20 protein-coding genes and 1 pseudogene are annotated in these 25940 nt (G+C 72.2%); 17 read left to right on the forward strand and 4 right to left on the reverse strand.

Annotated elements, in window-relative coordinates; all coding sequences use genetic code 11:
- The first annotated feature begins 37 nt into the window (after positions 1-37).
- From OG373_RS32815 to OG373_RS32825, 3 genes are all read left to right on the forward strand, one after another.
- Positions 38-715, forward strand: a complete 678-nt coding sequence (locus OG373_RS32815) for a ScbR family autoregulator-binding transcription factor (protein WP_405442038.1) — start codon at positions 38-40, stop codon at positions 713-715.
- Entirely contained in the window at positions 712-1668 is a 957-nt protein-coding gene (locus tag OG373_RS32820; protein WP_405442040.1) for an NAD-dependent epimerase/dehydratase family protein, read from the forward strand. The genes OG373_RS32815 and OG373_RS32820 overlap by 4 nt, the downstream gene beginning before the upstream one ends.
- 106 nt (positions 1669-1774) lie before the next feature.
- The gene (locus OG373_RS32825; protein WP_405442042.1) at positions 1775-3142 is read left to right on the forward strand and encodes a phosphomannomutase/phosphoglucomutase; all 1368 of its coding nucleotides are present in this window, start codon (positions 1775-1777) and stop codon (positions 3140-3142) included.
- Positions 3143-3297: 155 nt separating this feature from the next.
- Here the strand turns inward: OG373_RS32825 and OG373_RS32830 are convergent, their stop codons facing one another.
- A complete protein-coding gene (locus tag OG373_RS32830; protein WP_405442044.1) occupies positions 3298-4503 on the reverse strand; it encodes an IS701 family transposase in 1206 nt (401 codons plus the stop codon).
- A 290-nt stretch (positions 4504-4793) separates the two neighbouring features.
- On the opposite strand from OG373_RS32830, the gene OG373_RS32835 reads away from it, so the two are divergent.
- The 11 genes from OG373_RS32835 (at position 4794) to OG373_RS32885 (ending at position 14865) form a co-directional block, all read left to right on the forward strand.
- A complete protein-coding gene (locus OG373_RS32835) occupies positions 4794-5399 on the forward strand; it encodes a TetR family transcriptional regulator (RefSeq protein ID WP_405442046.1) in 606 nt (201 codons plus the stop codon).
- A gap of 57 nt (positions 5400-5456) precedes the next feature.
- The gene (gene galU, locus OG373_RS32840; protein ID WP_405442047.1) at positions 5457-6365 is read left to right on the forward strand and encodes a UTP--glucose-1-phosphate uridylyltransferase GalU; all 909 of its coding nucleotides are present in this window, start codon (positions 5457-5459) and stop codon (positions 6363-6365) included.
- A 194-nt stretch (positions 6366-6559) separates the two neighbouring features.
- Positions 6560-7531 (forward strand): ParB/RepB/Spo0J family partition protein, encoded by a 972-nt coding sequence (locus tag OG373_RS32845; protein ID WP_405442049.1) that lies wholly within the window; start codon positions 6560-6562, stop codon positions 7529-7531.
- A gap of 70 nt (positions 7532-7601) precedes the next feature.
- Positions 7602-9029, forward strand: coding sequence for an MFS transporter (locus OG373_RS32850; RefSeq protein WP_405442051.1), 1428 nt, complete (start codon positions 7602-7604; stop codon positions 9027-9029).
- A gap of 112 nt (positions 9030-9141) precedes the next feature.
- A complete protein-coding gene (locus OG373_RS32855; RefSeq protein WP_405442053.1) occupies positions 9142-10005 on the forward strand; it encodes an alpha/beta hydrolase in 864 nt (287 codons plus the stop codon).
- Entirely contained in the window at positions 10002-10523 is a 522-nt protein-coding gene (locus OG373_RS32860; RefSeq protein ID WP_405442055.1) for a hypothetical protein, read from the forward strand. The genes OG373_RS32855 and OG373_RS32860 overlap by 4 nt, the downstream gene beginning before the upstream one ends.
- A 13-nt stretch (positions 10524-10536) precedes the next feature.
- Positions 10537-11502 (forward strand): LLM class flavin-dependent oxidoreductase, encoded by a 966-nt coding sequence (locus tag OG373_RS32865; protein WP_405442057.1) that lies wholly within the window; start codon positions 10537-10539, stop codon positions 11500-11502.
- Positions 11503-11609: 107 nt separating this feature from the next.
- Positions 11610-12395 carry a tyrosine-protein phosphatase gene (locus OG373_RS32870; RefSeq protein ID WP_405442059.1) on the forward strand — a complete coding sequence of 262 codons (786 nt, stop codon included), beginning with the start codon at positions 11610-11612 and terminating at the stop codon, positions 12393-12395.
- 69 nt (positions 12396-12464) lie between these two features.
- Positions 12465-13409, forward strand: a complete 945-nt coding sequence (locus OG373_RS32875; RefSeq protein ID WP_052874083.1) for a hypothetical protein — start codon at positions 12465-12467, stop codon at positions 13407-13409.
- An 18-nt stretch (positions 13410-13427) separates the two neighbouring features.
- Positions 13428-14051, forward strand: a complete 624-nt coding sequence (locus OG373_RS32880) for a hypothetical protein (protein ID WP_405442060.1) — start codon at positions 13428-13430, stop codon at positions 14049-14051.
- Positions 14032-14865: an inositol monophosphatase family protein gene (locus tag OG373_RS32885; RefSeq protein WP_405442062.1), complete on the forward strand. Its 834-nt coding sequence runs from the start codon at positions 14032-14034 to the stop codon at positions 14863-14865. Before OG373_RS32880 ends, OG373_RS32885 begins: the two co-directional genes overlap by 20 nt.
- 60 nt (positions 14866-14925) lie before the next feature.
- Here the strand turns inward: OG373_RS32885 and OG373_RS32890 are convergent, their stop codons facing one another.
- On the reverse strand, positions 14926-15483 hold the full coding sequence (locus OG373_RS32890) for a DUF3291 domain-containing protein (RefSeq protein ID WP_405442064.1): 558 nt from the start codon (positions 15481-15483) through the stop codon (positions 14926-14928).
- Positions 15484-15769: 286 nt separating this feature from the next.
- The gene (locus OG373_RS32895) at positions 15770-16960 is read right to left on the reverse strand and encodes an SLC13 family permease (RefSeq protein WP_405442066.1); all 1191 of its coding nucleotides are present in this window, start codon (positions 16958-16960) and stop codon (positions 15770-15772) included.
- 174 nt (positions 16961-17134) lie between these two features.
- On the opposite strand from OG373_RS32895, the gene OG373_RS32900 reads away from it, so the two are divergent.
- Positions 17135-22990, forward strand: a complete 5856-nt coding sequence (locus tag OG373_RS32900) for a TIR domain-containing protein (protein ID WP_405442067.1) — start codon at positions 17135-17137, stop codon at positions 22988-22990.
- Positions 22991-23200: 210 nt separating this feature from the next.
- A pseudogene (locus OG373_RS32905) lies at positions 23201-24117 on the forward strand (aminoglycoside phosphotransferase family protein).
- A 39-nt stretch (positions 24118-24156) separates the two neighbouring features.
- Here OG373_RS32905 and OG373_RS32910 read toward each other — a convergent pair.
- Positions 24157-24747, reverse strand: a complete 591-nt coding sequence (locus OG373_RS32910) for an isochorismatase family protein (RefSeq protein WP_405442069.1) — start codon at positions 24745-24747, stop codon at positions 24157-24159.
- Between the two features lie 192 nt (positions 24748-24939).
- Here OG373_RS32910 and OG373_RS32915 point away from each other — a divergent pair, with 192 nt between their 5' ends.
- On the forward strand, positions 24940-25932 hold the full coding sequence (locus OG373_RS32915) for a GlxA family transcriptional regulator (RefSeq protein ID WP_405442071.1): 993 nt from the start codon (positions 24940-24942) through the stop codon (positions 25930-25932).
- The last annotated feature ends 8 nt before the right edge of the window (positions 25933-25940 follow it).

A 25940-nucleotide genomic window follows, 5' to 3' on the forward strand; every position in this document is an offset into this window, starting at 1 on the left:
GATGTTCGTTTTTTTTGTCGAGATTAGTTAGGTGCTCATGTCAGAACGGAAGCAGCAACGCGCGCCCCAACTCAGGGCAGTTCAGACCAAAGCTGCCATCCTGCGCGCCGCGGCCGAGGTCTTCGACGAGTTCGGCTTCAGCGGGGCCAGCATCAGCAAGATCATGAAGCGTGCGGACGTCACGCAGGGCGGCATGTACTTCCACTTCAGCTCGAAGGAGGAACTCGCCTATGCCGTCATGGTCGGCCAGGGCGACGGCCTGGAGTTCCCCGCCGGCGAGGACGGCCTGCAGCACCTGGTGGACATCACGCTCTACCTCGCCGAGCAGCTCCAGCACAATCCGGTGCTCCGGGCCGGTGTACGACTGGCCGTGGAACAGGGCGAGTTCGGCCTGCGCGACGACGTGGCCTACCAGGCCTGGGTCCTGGAGTTCCGCCAGCAGCTGCGCTTCGCCCGGGCCAAGGGGGAGCTCCAGCCGGACGTCGACGACCACGAGCTGGCCTGGGTGCTGGTCAGCTCCTTCACCGGGGCGCAGCTCTTCTCCCAGGCGTCCACCGGACGAGCCGACCTGCCGCAGCGGATCGCCTCGCTCTGGCGGTACCTGCTGCCCGCCGTGGCCGCCGACGACATCCGCGGCGGACTGCGCCTGACGCTGCCGCCCGCCGAGCAGAAGCCGAAGAACGAGACCAAGTCGGGTGCGCAGAAGCGGGCTTGAGTGCCCGTCATGTCGTCGTCACCGGCGCGGCGGGCTTCGTGGGATCGGCGGTGCTGCGCCGACTGGCCGCACAGGACCCCGGGGCCGTGGTGCGCGCGACATCGCGTACGCCGCCCCCCGCCGCCCCGTACGACGTGCGCTGGGTGAACGCGGACCTGGCCGACGAGCAGTCCCTGCGCGGGGTGTGCGAGGGCGCGGACGTCCTGCTGTCGCTGGCCTCCTACATCGGACCGGACGCCGACCGGTGCGCCGCGGTCAACTCCGCCGGAGCCGCAGCCCTGGTGGCCGAGGCCCGACGGGCCGGAGTGGGGCGGATCGTCCACCTGTCGACCTGTGCCGTCTACGGACCGGGACCGCACCGGGGGCAGGACGTGGGCGAGCTGGCACCCGCCCCGGTCTCGCCGGCCAGCGCCGGCCGGCTGGCGGGGGAGGGGCCCGTGCTCGACGCCGGGGGACTGGTACTGCGCGCGGGGCTGGTGCTCGGACGGGGCGACCGGTGGGCCGTACCGGCCCTCGTCGACGCCTTCCGGCGCGTACCGGCGCGGTGGGACGGAGGGGAGGGTCTGGCCTCCTTCGTCGACGTCGACGACCTGGCGCGGCTCATCGTCGCCTTCGCTCTCGGCGACGGCGCCGCGGTCGGTACGACAGGTGTCATTCACGCCCATCACCCGGAGCCGGTGCGCAACCGGGACCTCATGGACGCGCTCGCCGAGCACCGGGTACTGCCGGCGCGGCCCGACGGGGACTGGCCGTGGCGCAGGTGCCTGGACACGCTCGCCGCCGTCCCGGGCTGGGTGAGCGAACGTCAGTTCACGCTGCTGGCCCGGGATCACTGGTACCGCGCGGACGCGGCCTGGGAGCTCGCCGGGATCACACCGGGGCCCGGCCCGCTGAGCCGGATCGGCCCGGCGGCGGAGTGGTACCGGGAGAGGGGCGGGGCGGCGCCGGGGTGACGGCTATCTGCCAAAGCCTCAGCGGGATGGGGCGTGGACGGGCTGTGTCGGGCAGGGCGGCGGGTAGCGTCCGGAGCACAGCCGGTCACCCCATGGAGGAGTGGAAATGCCCGATCTTTCGAACATCGTCAAGGCGTATGACGTGCGTGGCGTCGTGCCGGACGAGTGGGACGAGTCGTTGGCGGAGCTGTTCGGTGCGGCGTTCGTCGAGGTCGCGGGTGCTGAGGCGATTGTGGTCGGGCATGACATGCGGCCTTCGTCGCCGGGTCTGTCGGCGGCTTTTGCGCGGGGTGCGGCGGTGCGTGGTGTGGATGTGACGTTGATCGGTCTGTGTTCGACGGATCAGCTGTATTACGCGTCGGGTTCGTTGGGGCTGCCGGGTGCGATGTTCACGGCGTCGCACAATCCGGCGCAGTACAACGGGATCAAGATGTGCCGTGCGGGTGCGGCTCCGGTGGGTCAGGACACGGGTCTGTCGCAGATCCGTGGGCTGGTGGAGAAGTGGTCGGAGGCGGGTGCCCCGGCCGTTGCGGAGGGCACGGTGGCGGGGACGGTCACGGAGCTGGACAGCCTCCCCGGGTATGCGGCGCATCTGAAGGGTCTGGTGGACCTGTCGTCGATCCGCCCCTTGAGGGTGGTGGTGGATGCGGGGAACGGCATGGGTGGTCACACCGTTCCGACGGTGTTCGAGGGTCTGCCGCTGGATGTGGTGCCGATGTACTTCGAGTTGGACGGGACGTTCCCGAACCACGAGGCGAATCCGCTGGATCCGAAGAACATTGTGGATCTTCAGGCGCGGGTGCTGGCGGAGGGTGCCGACCTCGGGATCGCCTTCGACGGTGATGCGGACCGTTGTTTCATCGTGGACGAGCGTGGTATCGGTGTGTCGCCGTCGGCGATCACGGCGTTGGTCGCGGCGCGTGAGCTGGCCCGTAACGGTGGTTCGGGCACGGTGATCCACAACCTGATCACGTCCTGGTCGGTGCCGGAGGTGGTGCGTGAGAACGGTGGCACGCCGGTCCGGACGCGGGTGGGTCATTCCTTCATCAAGGAGGAGATGGCGAGGACGGGTGCGATTTTCGGTGGTGAGCACTCGGCGCACTACTACTTCAAGGATTTCTGGAACGCGGACACGGGCATGCTGGCGGCGTTGCATGTGCTGGCGGCCCTGGGTGGTCAGGACGGTCCGTTGTCGGCGCTGGTGGCCTCGTACGACCGTTATGCGGGTTCGGGTGAGATCAACTCGACGGTCGCCGATCAGGCGGCGCGTCTGGCGGCGGTGAAGGCCGCCTACGGCAGCGCCGAGGGTGTGACGCTGGACGAGCTGGACGGTCTGACGGTGACGGCGGGGGACTGGTGGTTCAACGTGCGTGCGTCCAACACCGAGCCGCTCCTGCGTCTGAATGTGGAGGCGCGTGACGGGGCCACGCTGGCCAGGGTCCGCGACGAGGCCCTGGCCCTCATCCGCGCCTGACCCCTGTTCGGTCCGGGCTCCGCCGAATCAAGCCCCGCCGGCGTTCGAGCAGGGGGCACCTCCCAGCGGTAGCTGGGCGAGGGTCCGGGCGGAGTCCGGTGCCCGGCGGAGCCGGGTTCCCCCGGGGCGCAGGCCCCGGGGCCCGGCCCGCTCGTTCAGGCGGGCTGCGCCCTGGGGAGCCTCACATGCCCCCGCAGGGCATACGCATAGGCGGCCGACATGAGCGTCATGTGATGGTGCCAGCCGGGAAAGGATCGCCCCTCGAAGTCGAGGAGCCCGAAGTCGTCCGCGAGCGCCCCGAGCACCGCGGCAGACCGCCCCGCCGCCCGCACCAGGCCCAGCAGGTCGTCCATCCGGTGCCGGTTCATATTGGTGAGCCACACCGGCCCACCCGGCCCACCCCTCCCGCCCGCCCCCGGCCGCCGTTCGCCGAACAGCCGGTAGATCTGCTGCGCCCCCCGGGCTCGCGACTCTCCCTCCGGCACCCTGACCAGCGCCGAGTGGATGCGCTGCCCCCGCGGACGTGCGCCGGGGCCGGCAAGCGGTGCGGTGTACGGGTGGCTGGTGTTGCCCAGGCCGGCGAAATCGGCCGCGGTGGTCCCGCGCCCGGGCGCCCGGGCGCCGTCACCGCCCGGCGTCAGGCCGGCCGCGCGCACCGCGAGGGTCGGCGGTACGGACACCAGGAAGCCGTGGCCGCGGCGGCCGAGCATCCCGATCAGCGCGGCGGCCCCGCCGAGGCGGCTGAGGTCGGCGACCACCGGGGGACGCGCCGACGAGGTGCGGGCCGCGATCGAGTCGGCGAGCTCCAGCACCAGGGCTTCCGGGCTCTGGTGGACGGCCTCGGGCGCGATGCGCGCACGGCGGCGCAGGACGGGATCCGTCACCCACGCCTCGGGGAGGGCCAGCCGCCAGTCGACGGGCACGCTCATGCCGTCCAGGTACAGGAAGAGGCAGAAGCCCAACTGGCAGTTGACGATGCGTCCGGCGACGGGGTCGAAGCGGCGGTGCACGCCGACCGAGTGCTCACCCCGTTTGGGGAAGCACACCTGCCCGATCGTCCAGGCCCGCACCGGTTGCCGTTCCTCCAGCCAGCGCAGCAGTTCGGTGCGGGCCGGATTCCAGTCCCAGGGACTCGCGTTGATGAACTGCTGCAGGGACTGGGAGGCGGTGGGCGACTCGGTGACGGACGCCGCGAGCCTGCGTACGGACTTCTTCCCCGGAGTCGTGAGCAGTCCCTGCAGGTAGACCCGGGCCCAGCGTCGTTGGTCGGCTCTCGGTAAGTGCCCGAAGAGGCGCTCCGTGAACTCCTTCAGTTCGGTGTCACCGGCAGCCAGGGCTCTGGTCCTTGTCCGTGTCGTCATCTGTCTCCCCCTCCACCGCGGACGTCGGCAGGTGCCGTCGGCACTCATAGAATACAGAACGTTCGTTTTTTTTCTAGCGAACGTGTGGCGTCCTCCCCACGACTTCGGCACGTTGGTTCGCGGAGGGCGGTGGCGCCGGTCGCGGGGGCGGTGCGGAGCGGCGGGGCATGGGCGCTTCTTCGTCAAGTCGGCGTTGTGGGCGACCCGCCCCCGGGTGAGGCTGGAGGCCGCCATGTCCGCGCGGGGCGCAATGGCGAGTGAGGAACGACCTGGATGGCAGTGATAGCGCAGTGGTGAAGCAAGAGCGCGGCGTACGCACCCGTAATCATCTGATCTCGGTGGCCGCCGCTGAATTCGACCGCAATGGGTACGACGGGACCTCGCTTTCCCGGCTGAGCCGTTCCGCCGGAATTTCGATCGGGGCCCTCACCTTTCACTTCGCGGCGAAAGGGGAGTTGGCCTCCGCCGTCGAGGATTCGGGGCGGGCCGCCACCCGCAGAGTGGTCGAGGGGGTGACGGCCCGCGGCGGCCCGGCGCTGGACACCGTTTCCGCGCTCGTCCTCGCCCTGGGCCGGCTGATCGAGACGGACGCAGCCGTGCGCGCCGCGGCACGCCTGACCCAGGAGCGCGTCGGCGCCGGACCCGACTGGTGCGGATGCTGGCTTCCCGAGGTCAAGGAGCTGATGGTGCAGGCTGCCGAGGAGGGGCAGCTGGACCCCGAGGTCGACCCGTGCCCCGCCACCCTGCTGACGGCGCATCTGGTCGGGGGCGTCGTCACCCGGGCGCGCCGCGGCCCGGGTGAGCGCCCCGGTGCGGTGAGCGGGGAGCTCGGGGAGCTGTGGCGGCTCATCCGGCGAGGGATCGCGGCGCCGCCGGAAACGGAAATGCCCAAGTAGGAGTAAAAGCACGGCAATTCGAGCCGGTCGGGTGCGGCGCGCTCTAGCGTCAGTGGCATGAATTCCACACCTCACCGGATAACCAAGGCAGTGATCCCCGCCGCGGGACTCGGCACACGATTCCTCCCGCTGACCAAGGCCACCCCGAAGGAAATGCTCCCGGTGGTCGACAAGCCGGCCATCCAGTATGTGGTGGAGGAGGCCGTCGCGGCGGGGATGTCCGACATTCTCATGGTCACCGGACGCAACAAGCGGCCGCTGGAGGACCACTTCGACCGCAACTACGAGCTGGAGGAAGCCCTCCGGCGCCGGGGTGATCAGGACAAACTCCGGAGCGTCTGCGCCTCCACCGAGCTCGCCGACATCCACTACGTGCGTCAGCGCGATCCCAAGGGTCTGGGGCACGCCGTCCTGTGCGCCGCGCCCCACGTCGGCCGGGAGCCCTTCGCCGTCCTCCTGGCCGACGACCTGATCGACCCCCGTGACCCCCTGCTCGCCCGCATGGCCGAGGTGCGGGAACGCTTCGGCGGCAGTGTCGTGGCCCTCATGGAGGTGGAGCCGCAGGCCATCCACCTGTACGGATGTGCTGCGGTGGACCGGTCGTCGGCGGGTGGTGACGGCGTACGCATCACGGAGCTGGTGGAGAAGCCGGAGCCCGGCACCGCGCCCAGCAATCTGGCCGTCATCGGCCGGTATCTCCTCGATCCCGAGATCTTCGAGGTGCTGCGGAACACGGCCCCCGGACGCGGCGGCGAGATCCAGCTCACGGACGCGCTGCGGGCCCTGGTCGCGGCCGGCCGCCCCGTGCACGGCGTCGTGTTCTCCGGTCGGCGCTACGACACCGGGGACCGCGCCGAGTACCTGCGCGCGACGGTCAGGCTCGCCTGCGAGCGTGAGGACCTGGGCCCCGAATTCCTGTCCTGGTTAAGGGAGTTCGTGCGGTCGGAGGAGCTCGTGAGGGTCTGAGCGCCGCTCGGTGGGCGACCGCGGAAGTTCCCCGGTCGCCCACCCCACCTGGCCCTGCAGGGCCAACTTGCCCAAATCTCAACGGGGTTCGGCTCCTGAATAGGTTACCGAACGGTAATTACGTAATTTCTTCTCCGGGGCCGCCGAACGGAGCGGCGCCCGAAGCACCGAGTGCCGGGAGGGAGGTGAACTTCATGGACGAGCCGAACCCACGACACCCGGCGCAGGCCCCCGACGTCGCGGTCGAGGTGCCGATCCGCACCCTGCTCGCCGCGGATTCCCCCCGCACCGTGCAGGTGGACGAGAGCCACGCACAGGCCCTCGCGCACTCCGACCGGACCCTGCCGCCGCTGCTCGTGCACCGCCCCACCATGCGGATCATCGACGGGACGCACCGGTTGCGGGCCGCCGTACTGCGCGGACGGGACACGGTGGGAGTGACGTTCTTCGACGGCAGCGCCGAGGACGCGTTCGTGATCTCGGTCGAGGCCAACATCAGTCACGGACTCCCGCTGACCCAGGCGGAACGGACCACCGCGGCGTTACGGATCCTGCGGTCCCACCCGGACTGGTCCGACCGCGGCATCGCGCGCCGGACCGGGCTGGCGGCCAGGACCGTCGCGACGCTACGGCGGCGCGAGGCGCCGGGGCCGGCGCCGCCGGGCCGTGTCGGTCAGGACGGCCGGGTCCGGCCGGCCGATCCGGTCCGGGGCCGGGAGGCCGCGGCCCGGCTGCTGGCCGGCCGCCCCACCGCGTCCCTGCGGCAGATCGCACGGGAGGCGGGCATCGCGCCCTCGACCGTACGGGACGTGCGGCGCCGGATCGGAGAGGGAGCCGATCCCGTACCGGCCGCCCAGCGCCGCTCCGCCGACGCCACGGCCCCCGCGCCGCCCCCGGTGCCCCCTCGGGGCCGGGGGCAGCCACTGCCCGTACTGGTCACCAGCCTGTGCAAGGACCCCCTGCTCAGGCTGAGCGAGGCGGGCAGGCTCCTGCTGCGCATGCTCGACCTCCAGGTGAGCGGACTGCGCCAGTGGGAGCGGATCGTCGCCGCAATACCCCCGTACCGCGTCGAGACAGCCGCTGCCGCGGCCGCCCAGTGCGCACGGGACTGGCAGGAACTGTCCGACGAACTCCGGCGCCGCGCCTCGGCGCACACCCCTGCCTGAGCCGGCTTCCCCGGCGAGTACCGGCCTTCGACATGGAAGGCCCCAGTTGTGATCGAAAGGATGTATGGCGATGTCGGTTGTCGAGGGAGCGCGTGTTGACGCGGGTTCAGGGGAGGGGGGAGGAGCCGAGGGCCCCGTTCGTCTGGACGGGCGTCTGAAGTTGGTTCTCGTGGTGCTGCTGGTGGCGCAGTTCATGCTGGCGGTTGATTTCTCGATTTTGAATGTGGCGTTGCCGGTGATCGGTGACGGGTTGGGTTTCTCGTTGTCGAATCTGCAGTGGATCGCGACGTCGTTCGCGTTGTGTGCTGCTGGTTTCACCCTGTTGTTCGGCAGGGTGGCGGATCTGTTCGGTCGTCGTCGGTTGTTCCTGGTGGGTCTGGCGGTGCTGGGTCTGTCGTCGTTGGCGGGTGGTCTGGCGAACGGTCCGGAGATGCTGTTGGTCGCCCGTGTGTTGCAGGGTCTGGCGACGGCGGCGGTCACCCCTGCCGGTCTGTCGTTGTTGACGACGTCGTTCCCGGAGGGGCCGTTGCGTCAGAAGGCGTTGGGTCTCAATGGTGCGTTGATGTCGGCGGGGTTCACGACGGGCGCGATTCTGGGTGGTGTCCTGACGGATCTGCTGTCGTGGCGGTGGGCGTTCTTCATCAACGTGCCGGTGGCGCTGGCGGTGTTGTTCATCGCTCCTGCGGTGATCAAGGAGTCGCGTCCGGTGGTGCGTCCGAAGCTGGATCTGCCGGGTGCGACGGCGGTCACGCTGGGTCTGCTCGCTCTGATCTACGGGTTGACGCAGGCGGGTGAGCACGGTTGGGGTTCGGGCGGTGCGCTGGCGTGGCTGGCGGCGGGTGTGGTGCTGCTGGTGGTGTTCTATGCGATCGAGTCGAGGAGCGCGGCTCCTCTGGTGCCGGTGTCGGTGCTGAAGAAGAAGACGGTGGCGTGGGGCAACATCGCGGGTCTGATCGCGTTCCTGACGGAGACGAGTCTGGTCTTCCTGATGACGCTCTACCTGCAGGAAGTGTTGGACTTCTCTCCGCTGACGGCCGGCCTCTCGTTCGGTGTGCTGGGTATCGGGACGGTGATCGGTGGTTCGATCGCTCCGCGGGTGATCGCGGCGACGAACACGCGCAGCACTTTGATCATCGGTGGTCTCCTCCAGGCGGTCGCGACGTTGAGTCTGATCGCGTTGGGTGAGACCTCGTCGAGCATGTGGCTGCTGCTGGTCGCGACGTTCGTCGGTGGTATCGGCAACATGCTGGTGATCGTCGGGTTCATGGTGACCGCGACGACGGGGCTGCCGGATCACGAGCAGGGCATGGCGACGGGTCTGGCGACGATGACGCAGCAGATCGGTATCACGATGGGCACGCCGATCATGTCGGCCATCGCCGCGGCCGGCACCGATATTCATGCGGGGATCACGACCGCGGTCATCGTGAACACCGCGATCGTCGTGGTCGGCACCCTGACCACCGCCCTCTTCCTCCGCACCAAGCGGTCCAGCTGACGAAGTGCGCGCCTCCACTAAGGCAACTCCGCCTTGTGACAGCCCCGTCCCGGCCGCGAACGTTGGCCCCGGGCCCGGCGCGAGCGCCGGCTACCGATGGAAAGGAACCCCGATGGCCACACCCACCGTCGTCAGCTGGGAGCAGGTGTCCGTGCCCACCGCGTCCGGGCCCCTTCCCGCCCGCGCGTACCGCCCGGGCACCGGGTCACCGCAGGGCTGGCTGGTGTGGGCCCACGGCGGCAGCTGGCGTGCCGGATCCGCCCGGGACTGGCACGGCGCCACCGCCGAACTCGCTCAGCACTCCGGCTTCGGCGTGCTGAGCGTGGACTACCGGCTCGCCCCCGACGCACGCCACCCGGCCATGGTCGAGGACATCCTGTCCGCCCTGGCCTGGGCCGGGCAGCAGGAGCCGGAGCAGCACCACGACGGGTCCGCTCCCGCCCCGCCCGTCCTGGCCGTCGGCGGGGACAGTGCCGGCGGCACCCTCGCCGCCTCGGCCGCCCTCGTGTGCCGCGACCGCGGGATTCCGCTGGCCGCGCAGGTCCTGGCCTACCCGCCGCTGGACCCCGAGTGCGCGGCGGCCTCGTACCACCGCTTCCCCGACCTGTTCCCCACCGCCTCCTACCTGGCGGCGGCCTGGCAGGACTACCGGCTCCCCGGCCGGCCGGTCGCCGCGGACGGCACGCGGCTGCACAGCACCCCCTTCGAAGCCGCCGACCTGAGCGGACTCGCACCGGCCGTCCTGGCCACCGGTGACCTCGACCCCGTCAGCGACGACGTGCACCACTACGGGCGCCTGCTGCGGGCGGCCGGGGTGGAGGTCACCCTGCGCGAGTTCCGGCAGACGGGTCACGGGGCGTTCCTGCAACCCGGCCGCGGCGGCCCGGGCGAGCGGCCGGCCGTTTCGATGCGCGGCTGGCTGGGCCGGGCCCTGCACCCCTTCCTCCCTCGTCCATCCTTCAAGGAGCTGACATGACCACCGCCGACGTCCCCAACCTCGACGCCCTGCTGCGCCACTTCGCCGACCTGCGCGACGGCATCCACGGCGGCGCCGTCTCCCGGCCCGACAAGGAGGAGCACTTCCGTACCGCCGCACGCCTGCTGGACCCGTACGCCCGCCAGGCGCTCGGCGAGCTCAATGACGAACTCCTCCTCGGGCAGGGCGTGATCGACGCCGGCGAGGTGCAACGCACCGACGACGGAAACCTCTTCCGCGCCTGGACCCTGTGGTGGGACGAGCAGTCGGCCGCCGACATCCCGCCCGTGACGCTCTACGCGCACTACGGAGCCTCGTTCCACCACCCGCACCTGCGCGGGGCGACGGTCTCCGAATGGCCCCTGAACGTCTTCGACGACGCGCAGGCCGCCGCCGAACTGCCGACCCTGCGCGCTATCGCCGCCGCGGACCTCCACAACCTGGTCTTCGAACGGGACTTCAGGATCGTGCCCGCGACCATGGCGGGCGCCACCGGTCTCCCTGTCCACCAGCACTGAAAGGCGGCCCGTCATGACGAAGCTGCGACTGTCCGTACTGGACCAGACCCCGGTCGGCGAGGACCACACTCCGGACGGGGCGCTGCGCGCTTCCGTGGACCTCGCCCGCGTCGCGGAGGACCTCGGCTACACCCGCTACTGGGTCGCCGAGCACCACGACTCGCCGGGCTTCGCGAGCAGCGCGCCGGAGATCCTCGCGGGCGCGCTGCTCGCCCGCACCTCGCGGATGCGGATCGGGACCGGCGGCGTACTGCTGCCGCGCTACGACCCGGCGAAGGTGGCCGAGGTGTTCGGCGTACTGGCCTCCCTCCATCCGGGGCGCGTCGACCTCGGGATCGGCCGGGCCGGCGGTCCGGCCCGCGACTTCCCGCAGCGGCTCGCGGAACTGCGCGCGCTGCTCGGCGAGGGCGGGGTGGTGCCGCAGGCACCGGTCCCGCCGCAGATGTGGCTCCTGGGCGCGGGCCGCGAATCGGCGCGGCTGGCCGGGATGCTGGGCACGGAGTTCGCGTTCGGGCACTTCTTCTCCCCGGTCGGCGGGCGGGAGGCCTTCGAGGACTACCGCGCCCGGTTCCGTACCTCCATCGGCGAGCGGGCGGGCGGTGCGCTCGCGGTCCGGGTGGTGACGGCGGACAGCGCCGGCCGCGCCGAGGAACTGGCCCAGAGCATGCTGCTGTGGCGCGCCCGCAAGGACCTCGGCCAGGACGGCCCGCTGCCGTCGTACGGGACCACGCGCCGCCACCGCTGGACGGGCGCGGAGCTGGAACGGGCCAAGGTGCACCGCACGGCCCTCGTCTCCGGGGCACCGGAGCAGGTCTCCGCGGTACTGAAGGCCCTGGCCGGGAGCCACGGCGTCGACGAGCTGATCATCAACACCCTGACCTGCGACCCGTCCGACCGCCGGCGCTCGTACGAACTCCTCTCCGAGGCCTTCGCCCTCCCCGCACCCCGCCCGGAGCCCGCGACGGTGGGAAGCGCTTAACCTTCCCTCCTCACCTCTGTGCCCCGACTCCGGCGGTTCGGGCTGGAGTTCGGCGGTCCGGGTAGGGCATGGTCGTCGGCGGAGTCCGTCGACGAGGGGGAGAGACGATGAAGCGGCATGTCGGGTTCGAGCGGCTGCACAACTTCCGTGACCTGGGCGGCTACCGGTCCGCCGACGGGCGGACCGTTCGGTGGGGGATGGTCTATCGGGCCGACTCGCTCGGCAAGCTGCGGGGCGCCGACTGGGAGCGGTTCCTGGGGCTGGGGATCGGGACGGTCATCGACCTGCGGTATCCGTGGGAGATCGAGGCCAAGGGGCGGGTGCCCGAGGCGGAGCGGTTCCGCTACGTCAACCTGAGCATCGAGCACCGCCCCTACGACCAGGCCGAGATCGACCCGGACCTCGACCCCTGGCGCTACCTCGCGGACCGGTTCGCCGAGGTGACCGAGGACGGGGTCGAGGAGATCCGGCAGGCCCTGGAGGCGATCGCGCAGGCGCCCGCGCCCGTCGTCTTCCACTGCACCTCGGGCAAGGACCGGACCGGGCTGATCGGGGCGTTCGTGCTGACCCTGCTCGGGGTGGAACGGGCCGACGTCCTCGCCGACTTCGCGCTCACCGAGCTGGCCACCGAGCGGCTCGCCGCGGACTGGCGGGCGGCCAACCCGGGCCGGGTCATGAAGTGGCCGAGCTACGGCCGCGCCCCCGCCGTCGTCATGGAGCTGGTGTTCGCGGACCTGGAGGCCCGGTACGGATCGGTAGAGGGCTATCTCAAGGACCGGGTCGGGCTCACCGAGTCGACCGCGCAGCGGTTGCGCGCCCGCCTGCTGACCGGCGACGGCGATGACGACGCCGATGGCGACGACAGGGACCGCGACGCCTGCCGCGCGACGTGAACTCGCTCTGGTGGCGCCACCGGCACATCTCCTACCATCGGAACACGGGTGGGGGAGGGGGGTGCGTTCATGGCAGCGCACGTAGGGCGCCTGGAACGCTTCGTCGCCTGGGTGCTGCGCAACGCCGACGTCGTGGTCGCCCTGGGCATCGCGATGGCGGTCGGGCTCCTGGACATCTTCGGCGACGTCATCAGTGACGACGTCTCCTCCGGCGCCACCCTCGTCGTCCTCGGCCTCCTCGCAACCGGGTCGATCGTGGAGCGCGTGCGGCGCCCCGCGAGCATCCAGGAGGCGATGAGCGGGACCCGGCAGGCCCTGGAAGACCTCGCGATGGTGCGTTCGCTGTCGGGCAACGAGGTCGGCGAGGCGCTGCGCAAGGCCCGCCAGCACACCAACCTCTGGTACTTCAAGGGCGGTACGGGCACCTACCTGCGGGCGGTCACCCTCCCCCTGTGCGTGAGCGCCGCGAAGGAACAGCGCTCGCAGCTCAACGTGAAGATCGACATCGTCAATCCGGCCGACGAGCGCGCCTGCGCCGCGTACGCCCGGTTCCGGCAGATGTTCGGCGTGCAGCGGCGCGGCGACGAACTGTGGACCACCGACCGGGTCCGCCGCGAGTCCTACGCGACCGTCCTTGCGGCCTGCTGGTACCAGCGGCAGCTGACGACGCTGGAGATCAGCGTGCACCTGTCCGCCGCCGTCCCGACCCTGCGCTTCGACCTGTCCGAGACCTGCCTCATCATCACCCAGGACGACCAGTCCCGGGTGAACCTGCTGGTCGAGCGTGGCCAACCGCTGTACGACTACTACGTGACCGAGCTGCACCAGAGCCGCGAGCAGGCCACCGTGCTCGATCTGCGCGTCGCCTCGCCGCTCGGCCAGGAGCCCACGGTCGACGAGGTGCGGACCCTCTTCGACGACCTGCGGCTGCCCCTGCCGCGCGTCTTCACCGACAGCGACATCGGCAAGATCATCGAGAAGGCACTGCATGCGGAGGACCCCTACAGGAGGTGATGCGCTCCGGCGCGTGCCATGGAACCCGAGCTCGAAAGGACCCTTGTCACCCTGGAGGAAATCGCCTCCGGGACCCGGGAGTTGCGTGCTGTCCGGCATCCGCTCGGATTCCTGTGCCTGCCGCTGCTGAGAGAGGGCCCGCGCGGCGTCTGCGTCCATCTCTTCGAGGCCGGCAACCGCGCCCAGCCGGACGCGTCCCCGATGCACGCCCACAGCTGGGAACTGCGCAGCCGCGTGCTGTACGGGCGGGTCGCCAACCTGCCGGTACGCACCACCGTGGTGCGGGACGGCGAGGAGGGCGCGACCCATCGCGTGTTCGAGGTGCACAGCGGCAGTGACGGCGTGGACGAGATCCGGCCGACCTCCCTCCTCGTGCGGAGCGATCCCGGCCCCGCCCACATCAGCGCCGGCGGGGAGACCTACACCCTGCCCGCGGGCGAGTTCCACGCCACCGCCCTGGACGGGGTGGAGCCCGCGGCCACGCTGGTCCACGGCATGTCGATACCCGGACAGCTCGACCTCTCGCTCGGCCCGCTCGACGGCCGGCCGCGCCGCACGACCCGCCGGCTGTGCGACACCGCGCAGACCGTGCGCAGCGTCCACACCGTCCTCAGGAGGATCGATGCCCAACAGCGGGCCTGACTTCGACCACGAGAGGCAGGTTGCCGTGGCCGCGGCGGAGGAGGCGGGCGGCCTGCTGCGCACGCGTTTCGGCTCGGCGCGGTGCCTGCGGACCAAAGGCGGGTCCGGGGACGTGCAGATGGACCTCGACCTCGCCGCCGAGAAGCTCCTCCTCGGCCGGATCCAGCGCCACTTCCCGCACGACCGGATCCTGTCCGAGGAGGCCGGGCTGCTCGACGCGACGGGCGAGCGCACCTGGCTGGTGGACCCGCTGGACGGCAGCAACAACGTCGCGATCGGGCTGCCCACCTACGTGGTGGGCATCGGGCTGTGCCTCGCGGGCGCCCCCGTGATGGGAGTGGTGCACGAACCGGTCACGGGGGAGACCTGGCACGCGGTCCGGGGGTACGGAGCGCACGGGCCGTCCGGCGCGCTGCCCGGCCCCGACCGCACCCTGCCCCGCCCCGGGCCGGTCGTCGCCTGGACGCAGGGGTACGCCGTGGAACGCGGGGACGTCACGGCGGTGGCCCTGCGCGGCACGCTGGAGCTGCGCTGCCGGCGCGTCCTGCAACTGTGGGCGCCGCTGCTCGGCTGGAGCCTGCTCGCGCGCGGCACCATCGACGGCTTCGTCGGCTACCGCGCCGAGGGGGTGGACCTGCCCACCGGGGCGCTGCTGGCCGCGGAGGCGGGGGTGGAGCTGCGCACGCTGTCCGGGGCGCCGTTCAGACCCGGCTTCGCCGGCGCCGACACCGGCCGCAGCTTCGTGGCGGCACGCGGCGAGACCCTCGCGTACCTGCTGCGGGAGGTGGCAGCCGTCACCCCGGGCGTCTTCTAGTGCCGTGCCGGGCGTCGCGACCCGGTGGACCTTTCCGGTCACAGCACTAGGGCCTCCTTGTCAGCGAACCCGGTCGCTCTTCGGCCCGATGCCTTTGATCCTGGTCGGAGTTCCCTCCGGGGCGAACGCGTGGTGGAAGGTGAAGGCGTGCGGCGCGGAGCCGTGGTCGTGGAGGTGTTCCAGCCTGGAAACCCCGTCCTGCCAGGTGGGTATCACGCCGTCGGAGACCCACCAGAACACGTAATTCGGGTGTCCCGTCCTTTCGAACCAGTCGTAACGCCTGTTCAGCGCCGCACGGTGCAGACCGGTGTAGATGGCGTCGAAGGCGGGGCGCAGGTCGGTCCAGAGCGAGAGGGTCGTGGCCAGGGCGGTGGTTTCCACCGTATGGCCCTTGCCGTACCAGGTCGGTACGGCGAACTCCCCCCATGCACCCCAGTCCGCGCCGAAGAGCATGCCCCGATCACCGTCTGCCGCTTCGGCACGCCCGAGGTATCCGGGGTGCTGACTGATCTTCCGGTAGACGGCCTCACCCATGTCGTAGAACTCGCGCGTGAGAGGTCCGGGATCCGCCAGAGGCGACTTCAGGACGCCGAATGTGTACAGCGCGAGATGGGGCATGCGTCTCTCCCTGGTTGGGGTGGGGTCCCTGGTGCGGACCCGGTTCGGTGGCTTGCGCACGGGGCAAGGGTTCGCGGGGCGTGACCGACTCGTCCCGTCGCGGCGGCTCAGCCTGAAGGAACTTCTGTGCGACCGTGGTTGATCGCCGAGGACCAGGTGAAGGTAGCTGCCTCTGCGGGCCGTGTCGAAGTTGCGTTTTCCCTGTCCAAGTGGCCTCCTGCACCGGTCCTTGCGGGGCTGGGGCGATGCGCGTCGACCAACCCCGAAGGATGTACGGCGCCGACCGCTAAGCCGTGGCGGCCAGCGCCAGCGTCGCCGCCAGGGTGCCCGCCACCGCCAGCACGAACCCCGTACCGAAGAAGCGGCCCAGGTCGATCCGGGTGCCGTGCCAGCGGCACCGCTCGAACCACAGCAGGGTGGCGAGCGAGGCCCACGGCGTGATGACCGGTCCCACATTGACCCCGATCAGCTGCGCGAGCAGCTGCTCGTGGTTGGCCACCGGGATGGCCGCCTCGCCCGCCAGATAGGCCGGGAGGTTGTTCAGTACGTTGGAGAAGCCCGCCCCGACCGCCGCGGACCGCAGCATTCCGGCGAGGCCGTTGTCGGACCCCATCGCGGCGGCGAGGATGTCGTGCAGCCCGTGGGCGTTGACCGTCTCCACGACCAGGAACATCCCCGGGACGAGGACGAGGAGCCGCCAGGGGATCAGCGAGAGGCGCAGCTCCTCCCGGCGGCGCACCCCGAAGGCCACCACCACGATCAGCGCGGCCGCCATCGACGCCGACCACAGCGGCACGTCCGCCAGCAGGATCGCCAGCAGGAACCCGGCGCACGCCACCGCGCACACCCGGAACAGGACCCGGTCCGCGGGACGGGGCAGGGGCGGGGGCGTGTAGCGCGTCTCGCCGCGGCGCCCGGGGCGCCAGTAGAAGCCCCACAGGCAGGCCATCGTGACCGCGACGGCCGCCAGTTGCGGCGCCCACATGGCGGCGGCCATCTCCGACGGGGTCAGCGCGATCCGGTCCGCGGCCAGCAGGTTCGTCAGGTTCGACACGGGAAGCAGCAGGCTCGCCGTGTTCGCGAGCCAGACCGTGGTCATCGCCAGCGGTACGGGCGCGATCCCGACCCGGGTCGCCAGGGCCAGCATCACCGGGGTCAGCAGAACCGCCGTCGTGTCCAGGTTGAGCGTGATCGTGGTGACCGACGCGAACAGCACGCACAGGCAGAACAGGAGGGGATACCTCCCGCGGCCCGCCCGCGCCACCCAGGTGGCGACGACGTCGAAGACCTCCGCCCTGCCGGTCAGCTCGGCGAGGACGATGACCGTGGCGAGGAACACCACCAGCGGACCGATGCGCTGCATCACGTCCGCGGCGGGACCGGTGGGCAGCAGGCCCGTGGCGACGCACAGCGCACCGAGTGCGAGCAGGCCGCCGGCCAGCCAGTCCAGCGGGTGCAGACGCCTGAGGAGAGACACGGCGAACAGGTTCGCACATACGCACGCCCCGCCGTCAGAGGGCCCGGACGGAACCGGACAGCCCCGCCCGGGCGGCGCGACCGCCACCTCGCGAGAGGCAGCCACCCGGCGAACGGCCGCCTCGTCCTTGCCGGGACAAACCCGCAGCAGAGGGCACCGCCCTACGATGGACCCATGATGACGGATGGGCAATTCGGCGCTCCTGCAAGAGAGTTCGACTTCTTCATCAGCTACTCCCCGGCAGACGAGCAGTGGGCCGCCTGGATCGCCTGGACCCTTGAGGAGGCCGGGTACCGCACGGTGGTGCAGGCATGGGACTTCGTGCCGGGAACCAACTTCATAGACTTCATGGACCGGGGGGTCAGCGAGTCCCTCGCGGTCATCGCCGTCCTGTCACGCCACTACGAGCGATCCACCTACGGTCGCATGGAATGGCAGGCCGCGCTCCGGGCCTCGCCCGAGTCCCCCGAACGGAGGCTGCTGACCGTCCGGGTGGACGAGATCCCGATCGAGGGACTGCTCGCCACGATCACCTACGTCGACCTCGTGGGCGTGGCCGACATCGACGCCGCCCGCTCCCTGCTGCTGAACCGGGTCGGACAGGCCGTCGACGGCCACGCCCGCCCCGGACGCCGGCCCGGCTTCCCCGGTGGCGGACCGGGCGCCGCCCGCCACCGGGAGCAGCCGAACCCGGCCCGGCCGCGGCCGAGCGCGCTGGCAGGCCCCGGCTGGTCGGGGCGCCGGAGGCCGGCCAGGGCGCCGCTCTACCCGCAGGCCGCCGCGGCCGGTGGAGCCGGTGCCCAGGACGCCGTGACCGTGCTGCACCTGGCCGGGCCCGACTTCGGGCGCGGCCGCGAACCCGATGCCCTCAGCCGGCAGATCCGCGGCGACCTCATCATGCTCAGGGACGCGGGGGCGCCCGCCCCCGACCTGATGGTCGTGACCGGGGACCTCACCGCGTCCGGCAGCCCGCGCGAGTGCGACCAGGCCCTCAGCTTCCTCACCGCCCTGCGGTCCCAGCTCGACCTGTCCCCGCAGCGGGTCATGGTGGTGCCGGGCGCCCAGGACGTGAACCAGGCCGCGTCCCAGGCCTACTTCCACACCTGCGAGGCCGACGAGGTGGCACCGCAGCCGCCGTACTGGCCCAAGTGGCGCCACTACACCCGGCTGTTCCGCGGCCTCTACCAGGGGCTGGACACCGTCTTCGACAGCGACCAGCCCTGGACCCTCTTCCCGGTGCCCGAACTGAGCACGGTCGTCGCCGGATTCAACTCCTCCATGGCCTACAGCCACCGCCCCGAGGAGCAGTACGGATTCATCGGCCGCGACCAGGCCGCCTGGTTCGCCGAAGCCATGCGCCGGTACGAGGAGGAGGGCTGGCTGCGCATCGGCGCGCTCCGCCACCCGCTCACCGACGGGCGCCGCCCCGGCGACGCGGTCGGCGGCCCCGGCGGGCTGCGGGACACCGACACCTTCGCCCGGCTGGCCGCCCCCCGGCTGCACCTGCTGCTGCACGGGCCGACCGGCGGTCCGCGCACCGCCACCGCGACCCCCAGCCGCACCCAGCTCGCCGGACCCGCCGGGGAGCTCCCGCTGTTCGGCTCCGCGGCCCCCGCCCGGTTCCAGCTGCTCCAGGTCGGTGCGCAGGGCGTGACCCGCTGGGACGACCGGATCACCTCCGAGTCCGCGGCCTTCCCCGCCGAGTGGCGGCAGACCCGACGGGTCTTCCCCGTACCCGAACTGCCCCCCGTCATCGACGTCGAGCGCGACACGGGCCGGGCTCCCCTGGACGACCCGGCCGCCGCGCTCGCCGAGCAGGTGAAGGAGATCTGCCGGGTGCGCCGGGAGGGCGTACGGCTGCGCGACGTACCGCGCCGCGAACCGGGCGACATGGTGCAGATCATGGCCACCTGGCGGGAGCCGGAGGACGGCGTCGTCCAGCAGCAGCGCATCGCCGTCCACCCCGGGAGCCCCACCGAGGAGGAGGTCGACCGCTTCATCGCCCAGGTGCACGCGACCGACCCCGGCTCCGAGGCCGTCCTGGTGTACGCGGGCGACGCCCCGGCCGGCGGACTGCGCAGCCGGGCCGCCGGCCACGGTGTCCGGGTCAGGGTGCGCAGCTTCATCGAGTTCCAGGGCCTGCTCGACCTCCGCGGCTACGTCGCCGCCCAGAGCGCCCGCCTTAGCGGCAGCGAGCAGTACGCCCCCGGCCTCTACCTCCCTCAGCGCTACCGCGACGCCGACCGCCCCGACGGCCAAGAACGTGCCGGCCAAGAGCGTGACGGGCTCGTCGAGGAGCTGCTGGAACTCCTGGAGTCCGACCACGGCCGTTTCGTGTTGCTGCTCGGCGACTTCGGACACGGCAAGACCTTCGCCCTGCGCGAGCTCGCCCGCCGCATCTCCGAACAGCTCCCGCACCTGACACCGTTGTTGATCCCGCTGGACTCCCTGGACCGGGCGCACAGCCTCGAAGGCCTGGTCGCCGCCCACCTGGCCGGCCACGGCGTCGACACCATCGACCTGCGGGCCCTGCGCTACATGCTCGCGCAGGGCCGCGTCGTCCTGCTCTTCGACGGATTCGACGAACTGGTCAACCGGGTCAGCTACGACCGCGCCGCCGACCACCTCCAGGTCCTCCTCGACGCGGCCGTCGACAACGCCAAGATCGTCGTCAGCAGCCGCACCCAGCACTTCAAGTCGCACGCCCAGGTCCTCACCGCCCTCGGTGAACGCGTCGGCCTGCTCCCGCAGCGCCGGATCCTGGCCGTGGAGGGCTTCACCCCGGCGCAGATCCGCTCCTACCTGGTGCGCAGCTACGGCGACGAGCACACCGCCGACCGGCGCTACCGGCTCCTGCGCAACATCCCCGACCTGCTGATGCTCTGCCGCAACCCCCGGCTGCTCTCCTTCGTCGCCGACCTGAGCCAGGACCAGCTGCGCGCGGTCGCCGGAGCGGGCCGGGCGCTCAGCGCCGCCCGCCTGTACGAGGACGTGTTCACCTCCTGGCTCGGCCACGAGGAGCGGCGCGGCCAGGGCGGGCCCGGCGCGCCGCCCGGGCTCAGCCTCGACGAGCTGTGGGCGGCGGTGACCGCGCTCGCCCGGCGGCTGTGGGAGAGCGGCCGCAGCGCCCTGCGGCTCGACGAGCTCACCGAAACCGTGGCCGGCACCCTCAGCGAACTCACCGAGTCCCCGCTCACCCCGTCCGAGCGCGCCCAGGCCGTCGGCGCGGGCAGCCTGCTGGTCCGCAGCGACGACGGGGTCTTCCAGTTCATCCACGGCTCCGTCGTCGAATGGCTGGTGGCACGGGAGGCCGCCCGCCAGCTCGCCCGGGGGCAGCACGCCCTGCTCCTCGCGCGCCCGCTCAGTCAGCTCGCCGTGGAGTTCTTCTGCGACCTCGCCGACCACGAACTGTGCGCCCGGTGGGTGCGCGACGTCCTCGACTCGCCGGGGCGCTCGATCAGCGAGGCGGCCCGCGCCAACGCCGTCCGGATCTCCGACCGGCTCCGGGTGCCGGCCAACGCCGATCTGCGGGGCGCCCGGCTGGCCGGTGAGGACCTCTCGCACCGCGACTTCTCCGGGGTCGACCTCACCGACGCCGATCTGACGGACGCCCGGCTGATCGGCGCGAACCTCTCCGGCGCGCTGCTGCGGGGCACCCGGCTGACCGGCGCCCGCCTCGACCGGGCCGACCTCAGCCGGGCCGACCTGACCGGCGCGAACCTCAGCCGGGCCCGGCTGACCCGGGCCGATCTGCGGGGCGCCCTGCTGACCGGCAGCCGCTGGCACCGGGCCGCGCTCATCGACGTGACGATGGACGACGGGGTGCGGTCGGCCCCCGAGCTCGGCGCCGCCGCGATCGCCCCGGGGATGCCGGTGGACGCCGGGTTCCGGCCCTCCGCCGTCGGGGTCCCGTACGGATTCGGCATGCGCACCAGCCGGCTGCCCGAACCCATCGCGTACAGCACCGACGGCGAACTCCTCGCGGTCGGCAGCGAGGACGGCTCCATCCTGGTCTGCGGCGCCGACGACGGCCGGGCGGTGCGCACCCTCCAGGGACACGAAGGTCGCGTGTACGCCGTGAAGTTCCGGGCGGACGTCATCGCCACCGGCGGCTCCGACGGAGCGGTGCGGCTCTGGGACCCGGTGACCGGCGCCTGCCGCCACCACCTGCGGGTCCACCCCGACGGGGTGTGGCCGGTCTCCTTCGACGCGGCCGGCACGCTGCTCGCCACCGGCGACCGCGAGGGCCTGGTCACCGTCTGGGACGTGGCCACCGGCGAGCCCCTGCACCGGCTGCCGGGCCACACCGCACCCGTCTACACCGCGGTCCACGGTCCGAACGGCATGCTGCTGACCGGGGACGCGAACGCGACGGGACGGCTGTGGGACCTGAGCACCGGGCACTGCGTCCGGGAGATCGACGGCCACCAAGGGGCCGTCTACCGCGCCCGTTTCAGCCCCGACGGGACCCTCTTCGCCACCGCCGACCGGGGCGGGCCCGGGCAGGGCGGCACGGTGCGGATCTGGCGGACGGCCGACGCGCGGCTGCTGCACGAGTTCACCGGACACACCGGCCGGGTGTACGTCCTCGACTTCCACCCCGACGGGAACCTCCTGGCCAGCGGCGACACCGACGGCCAGGTGCGGCTCTGGGACCCGGTCGTCGGCACCCCCGCCGGAATCCTCGAGCGGGGCACCGGCGCCGTCTACCAGGTGCTCTTCGGCGACCACGGGAATCTCCTCGCGGCCTGCGACAGCAACGGCGCCGTCCGGCTGTGGACGGTCACCGGCCGCCCCCACGGTTACACGGTCGCCCTCCACCCCCAGCAGCCGACCCCGCACCGCGGCACCGCCTGGGCGTGCGCGTTCCGGCCCGGCGACAGCCAGCTCCTCACCGTCGGCAACGACGGCGGCGCGCAGATCTGGGACGCCGCCACCGGACAGGGCAAGCGCATCCTGCGCGGCCACGGCCGCCGGATCAGCGGTGTCGCCTTCAGCGCGGACGGCTCCCAGCTGGCGACGGCCGGCAACGACGGGGTCGTACGGCTCTGGGAGACCCGCACGGGGCGGCGTACGGACGAGCTCACCGGGCGGGGCGACCGGCTGGTCTCGGCCGCCTTCAGCCCCGTCGATGCCATCCTGGCCACGGCGAGCAACGACGGCGACATGTACCTCTGGGACCCACTCGGCGGCGAGTACCAGAGGGAGCTCGACGCCGAGACCGAGCACGTCTGGGCGGAGGCCTTCAACGCGGACGGCACCCTGCTCGCCACCGCCAACGACGACGATTCCGTCCATGTGTGGTTCCGCCCCACCGGTTCCCCCGTCTCCACCCTGACCGGGCACCGGGGGCGGGTCCGCTCGATCGCCTTCCGCCCGGACGCCGACGTCCTGGCCACCGGCTGCGACGACAGTTCCGTACGGGTGTGGGACGCCAGGAACGGCCGCCTCGTCGTGCACCTCGGCGGCGGCGGTGACGGGCACGCCGACCGGGTGTACGGCGTCGCGTACGGCCCGGGGAGCGCCTGGCTGGCCAGCGCGAGCTGGGACGGTACGGCCATCGTGTGGCGCGACGGCCGGGCGTGCCTGCGCCTGCGCGGACGGGGCGGCCGGCTGTGGGCGGTGGCCGCCCACCCGAGCCGCCCGCTGCTCGCCACCGGGGGCGACGACCGCGGCGTCGGCCTGTGGAACGCCGAGACGGGTGAGAAGGTCGCCGACCTGGTCGGGCACACCGGCCGGGTGCTCTCGCTCGCCTTCTCCCCGGACGGCACGACCCTGGCGAGCGGCGCCGAGGACGGCACGGCACGGCTCTGGAACCTCCCGGCCGACGGGGAGCCGCCGTCCCTGCGCGGGACGCTGATGGGGATGGCGGACGGCTGGGCGGCGCTGACACCGGCCGGCGGGTACAAGTACGAGGGCGATGTGGCCGGTGAGTTCTGGCACGTGGTGGGCATGTCCCGGTTCGCGCCGGGGGAGCTCGACGCGTACCTGCCGGGCATCCACCGACTGCCGCTCGGTGAGGCACTGTGACGGCACACGAACCGGAAGCCCCGCCCGTCGACTAGGCCGTCTCTTTCGGATCTTGTCGGCCGAGCCCGCGGCGTCCGGTGCCGTGCCCGGCAAGGCGGAGGGGCGCCCGTGTACTGGACGTACTCGGGCGCCCCGACAACGCGGCCGGGTGCGGTGCCGGGCGTCGCGGGCCCGGCAAGATCCGGAAGAGACGGCCTAAGGTCGATCCGCATGACCCACACCGAGACCGTGATGACCGCGGAGCTGGTCCAGGACCTGCTGCGCGACCAGCACCCCGACCTGGCGGACCGCCCCGTGCGGCTCGGCGCGCGCGGCTGGGACAACCAACTGTGGCGGCTGGGCGACGACCTGGCCGTCCGGCTGCCCTGGGCGACGCGGTCCGCGGACGCCCTGCTGCGCAAGGAGTACGCCTGGCTGCCCGCGCTCGCCCCGGGCCTCCCGCTACCGGTTCCCGTACCGCAGCGCCTCGGTGAGCCCTCGGAACGGTTTCCACGCCCCTGGACCGTCACCACCTGGGTGCCGGGTGCGCCCGCCGACCGCGCTCCCGCCACGAGTGCCACGGAGGCGGCCGACGCCCTGGCCGGCTTCCTGACGGCCCTTCACCGCCCCGCGCCCCACGGAGCGCCCCTCGGCGGCCGCGGCCGCGGGGGACCACTGGCGGCATGCGCCGAGCAGTTCGCCGAGGGACTTGCGGCGGCCACCGGTGCGGGGCTGATCCGTGACCCCGATGCCGTCCGCGCGGTCTGGGCGGACGCCGTCGCCGCGCCCGCCTGGGCGGCCCGGCGCTGTGGCTCCACGGCGACCTGCATCCGGCCAACGTCCTCACCGAGGGCGGCACTTTCTGCGGCGTGATCGACTTCGGCGATCTCTGCGCGGGCGATCCGGCCTGCGACCTCGCCGCCCCGTGGGCGCTGCTGCCGGACGGTGCCGTCGACCGCTTCCACGCCGCGTACCGGCCGGCCGCGGACGCCGCGACCCTGCGGCGCGCCCGCGGCTGGGCGGTGCTCAGGGCCCTCGGCGGCATTCTCGTCGGAGAGGCAGGCGTGCACGGCCGCCCCGGTGGCAAGGCGACCTGGGGCCCGCCCGCCCACGCCGCACTGCGCCGCCTCGTCGCGACGGCCCGCTGAACGGCGGGGACCGGACGGCGGGACCGAACGGCCGGGCGGTCAGCCGAGGGAGGAGACGGACGGGACGACCACCCCGTAGAGATCGGCGATCGTCGCCAGTGCACCGTGGTGGAGCTGCTCGGCGGACACGTCGGCCACCGCCGTGCGCAGCGGCCGGGTCGCGCAGGCGTCCGCGACGACCGTGGGCCGGTTGCCCCGCAGGAAGGCGCCCTCCGCGGTGAAGGCCACGCACATGTGGGTCATGAACCCGGCGACGATGACGTCCTTGTGGCCGGCGGCGTCGACGTGTTCGCCCAGGCCGGTGTCGACGAACGCGTTGGGGACCGTCTTGACGACCACCGGCTCGCCCGGGGCGGGAGCCACCCGGGGGTGGATCGCGCCGATCTCGGCCCGGACGTCGTACGGGGTCCCCGCGCCGCCGTCGTTCACCACGTGGACGACCTTCGCGCCCGCCTCACGGGCCCGGGCCAGCAGCGCGGCGGCGGCGTCGAGCGCCGACTCCCATCCCGTCAGCTCCATCACGCCCCGGGTGTAGGTGTTCTGGTAGTCGACGAGGATCAGCGTCGAGTCCGCCGGCGAGGCCGGGGTCCCGTCGAGTCCGCTCAGCTCGCGCAGGGTCGTCCTGGACATGGAAATGCCCTCCTGGGGTGTCGTGTTCGGGGTGCCGGCCGCGGAGCGGCGGCCGTGTTCAGAACGCTATGACCCACCCCTCCATGTCGGCAATGTCATCCAACCCGCAGAAACCGACATACGGTGGGCCGTGAGACGGGCACCGCCACTGCCACGGCCCCGCCCGCTGCCGCCACCGAACGGAGAGACCCCTTGAGCACCGTCGAACGGTTCGTCGTCGTCGTCCTCTTCGACGGCGTCGACCTGCTGGACGTCACCGGACCGCCCGAGGTGTTCGCCCTGCTCCGGCGCGAGGTGGGCGGTGCGACGGGCTACCGGGTGGCCCTGGCCGCCGAGACCATGGACCCCGTCACCACCTCCGCCGGGGTCCGGATCCTGCCCGACCTCACCTTCCGGGAAGTGGCGGGGCGGAGCATCGACACCCTGCTGGTCCCGGGCTCGGTCGAGATCGACGGGCGGGGCCGCGTCCGCGCCCTCGCCGCCCCCCTCGTGGTCGACCGGGTGCGGACCCTCGCCGCAACGACCCGGCGGGTGGCGTCCGTCTGCGTGGGCGCGCACATCCTCGCGGGCGCAGGGCTGCTGGACGGCAGGCGGGCCACCACCCACTGGTCGACCGCGCAGCAACTCGCCGACGAGCACCCCTCGATCGAGGTCGACGCGGATCCGATCTTCATCCGGGACCGGGACGTGTGGACCGGCGCCGGCATCAGCGCGTGCCTCGACCTCTCGCTCGCCCTGGTGGCCGACGACTTCGGCGAGGCCGTCGCCCTGCGCGTCGCCCGGCAGCTGGTGATGTACCTGAAACGACCCAGCGGGCAGAGCCAGTTCAGCGTCCCGCTCGAACCCCTCTCGACCACGCGGCGCATCGAGGACCTGCGCCACTACATCACGCGCAACATCGCCGAGCAGCTGACCGTCGCCGACCTGGCCGAGCAGGCCCATGTCGGCGAACGGCAGCTCACCCGGATCTTCAAGACGGAACTGGGCACGACCCCGGCCGCCTACATCGAATCGGCCCGCGTCGAAGTGGCGCGCAACCGGCTGGAGTCCACGGACGACACCCTCGAACGCGTCGCGACCGTCTGCGGTTTCAACACGACCGACACCCTCGTCCGCGCCTTCCGGCGCAAGCTCGACACGACACCGACGGAGTACCGCAGCCGCTTCCGGTCGTCCTCCGTCTGACGGCCCGG

Source organism: Streptomyces avidinii, from assembly GCF_045161815.1.
Taxonomy (GTDB): domain Bacteria; phylum Actinomycetota; class Actinomycetes; order Streptomycetales; family Streptomycetaceae; genus Streptomyces; species Streptomyces avidinii.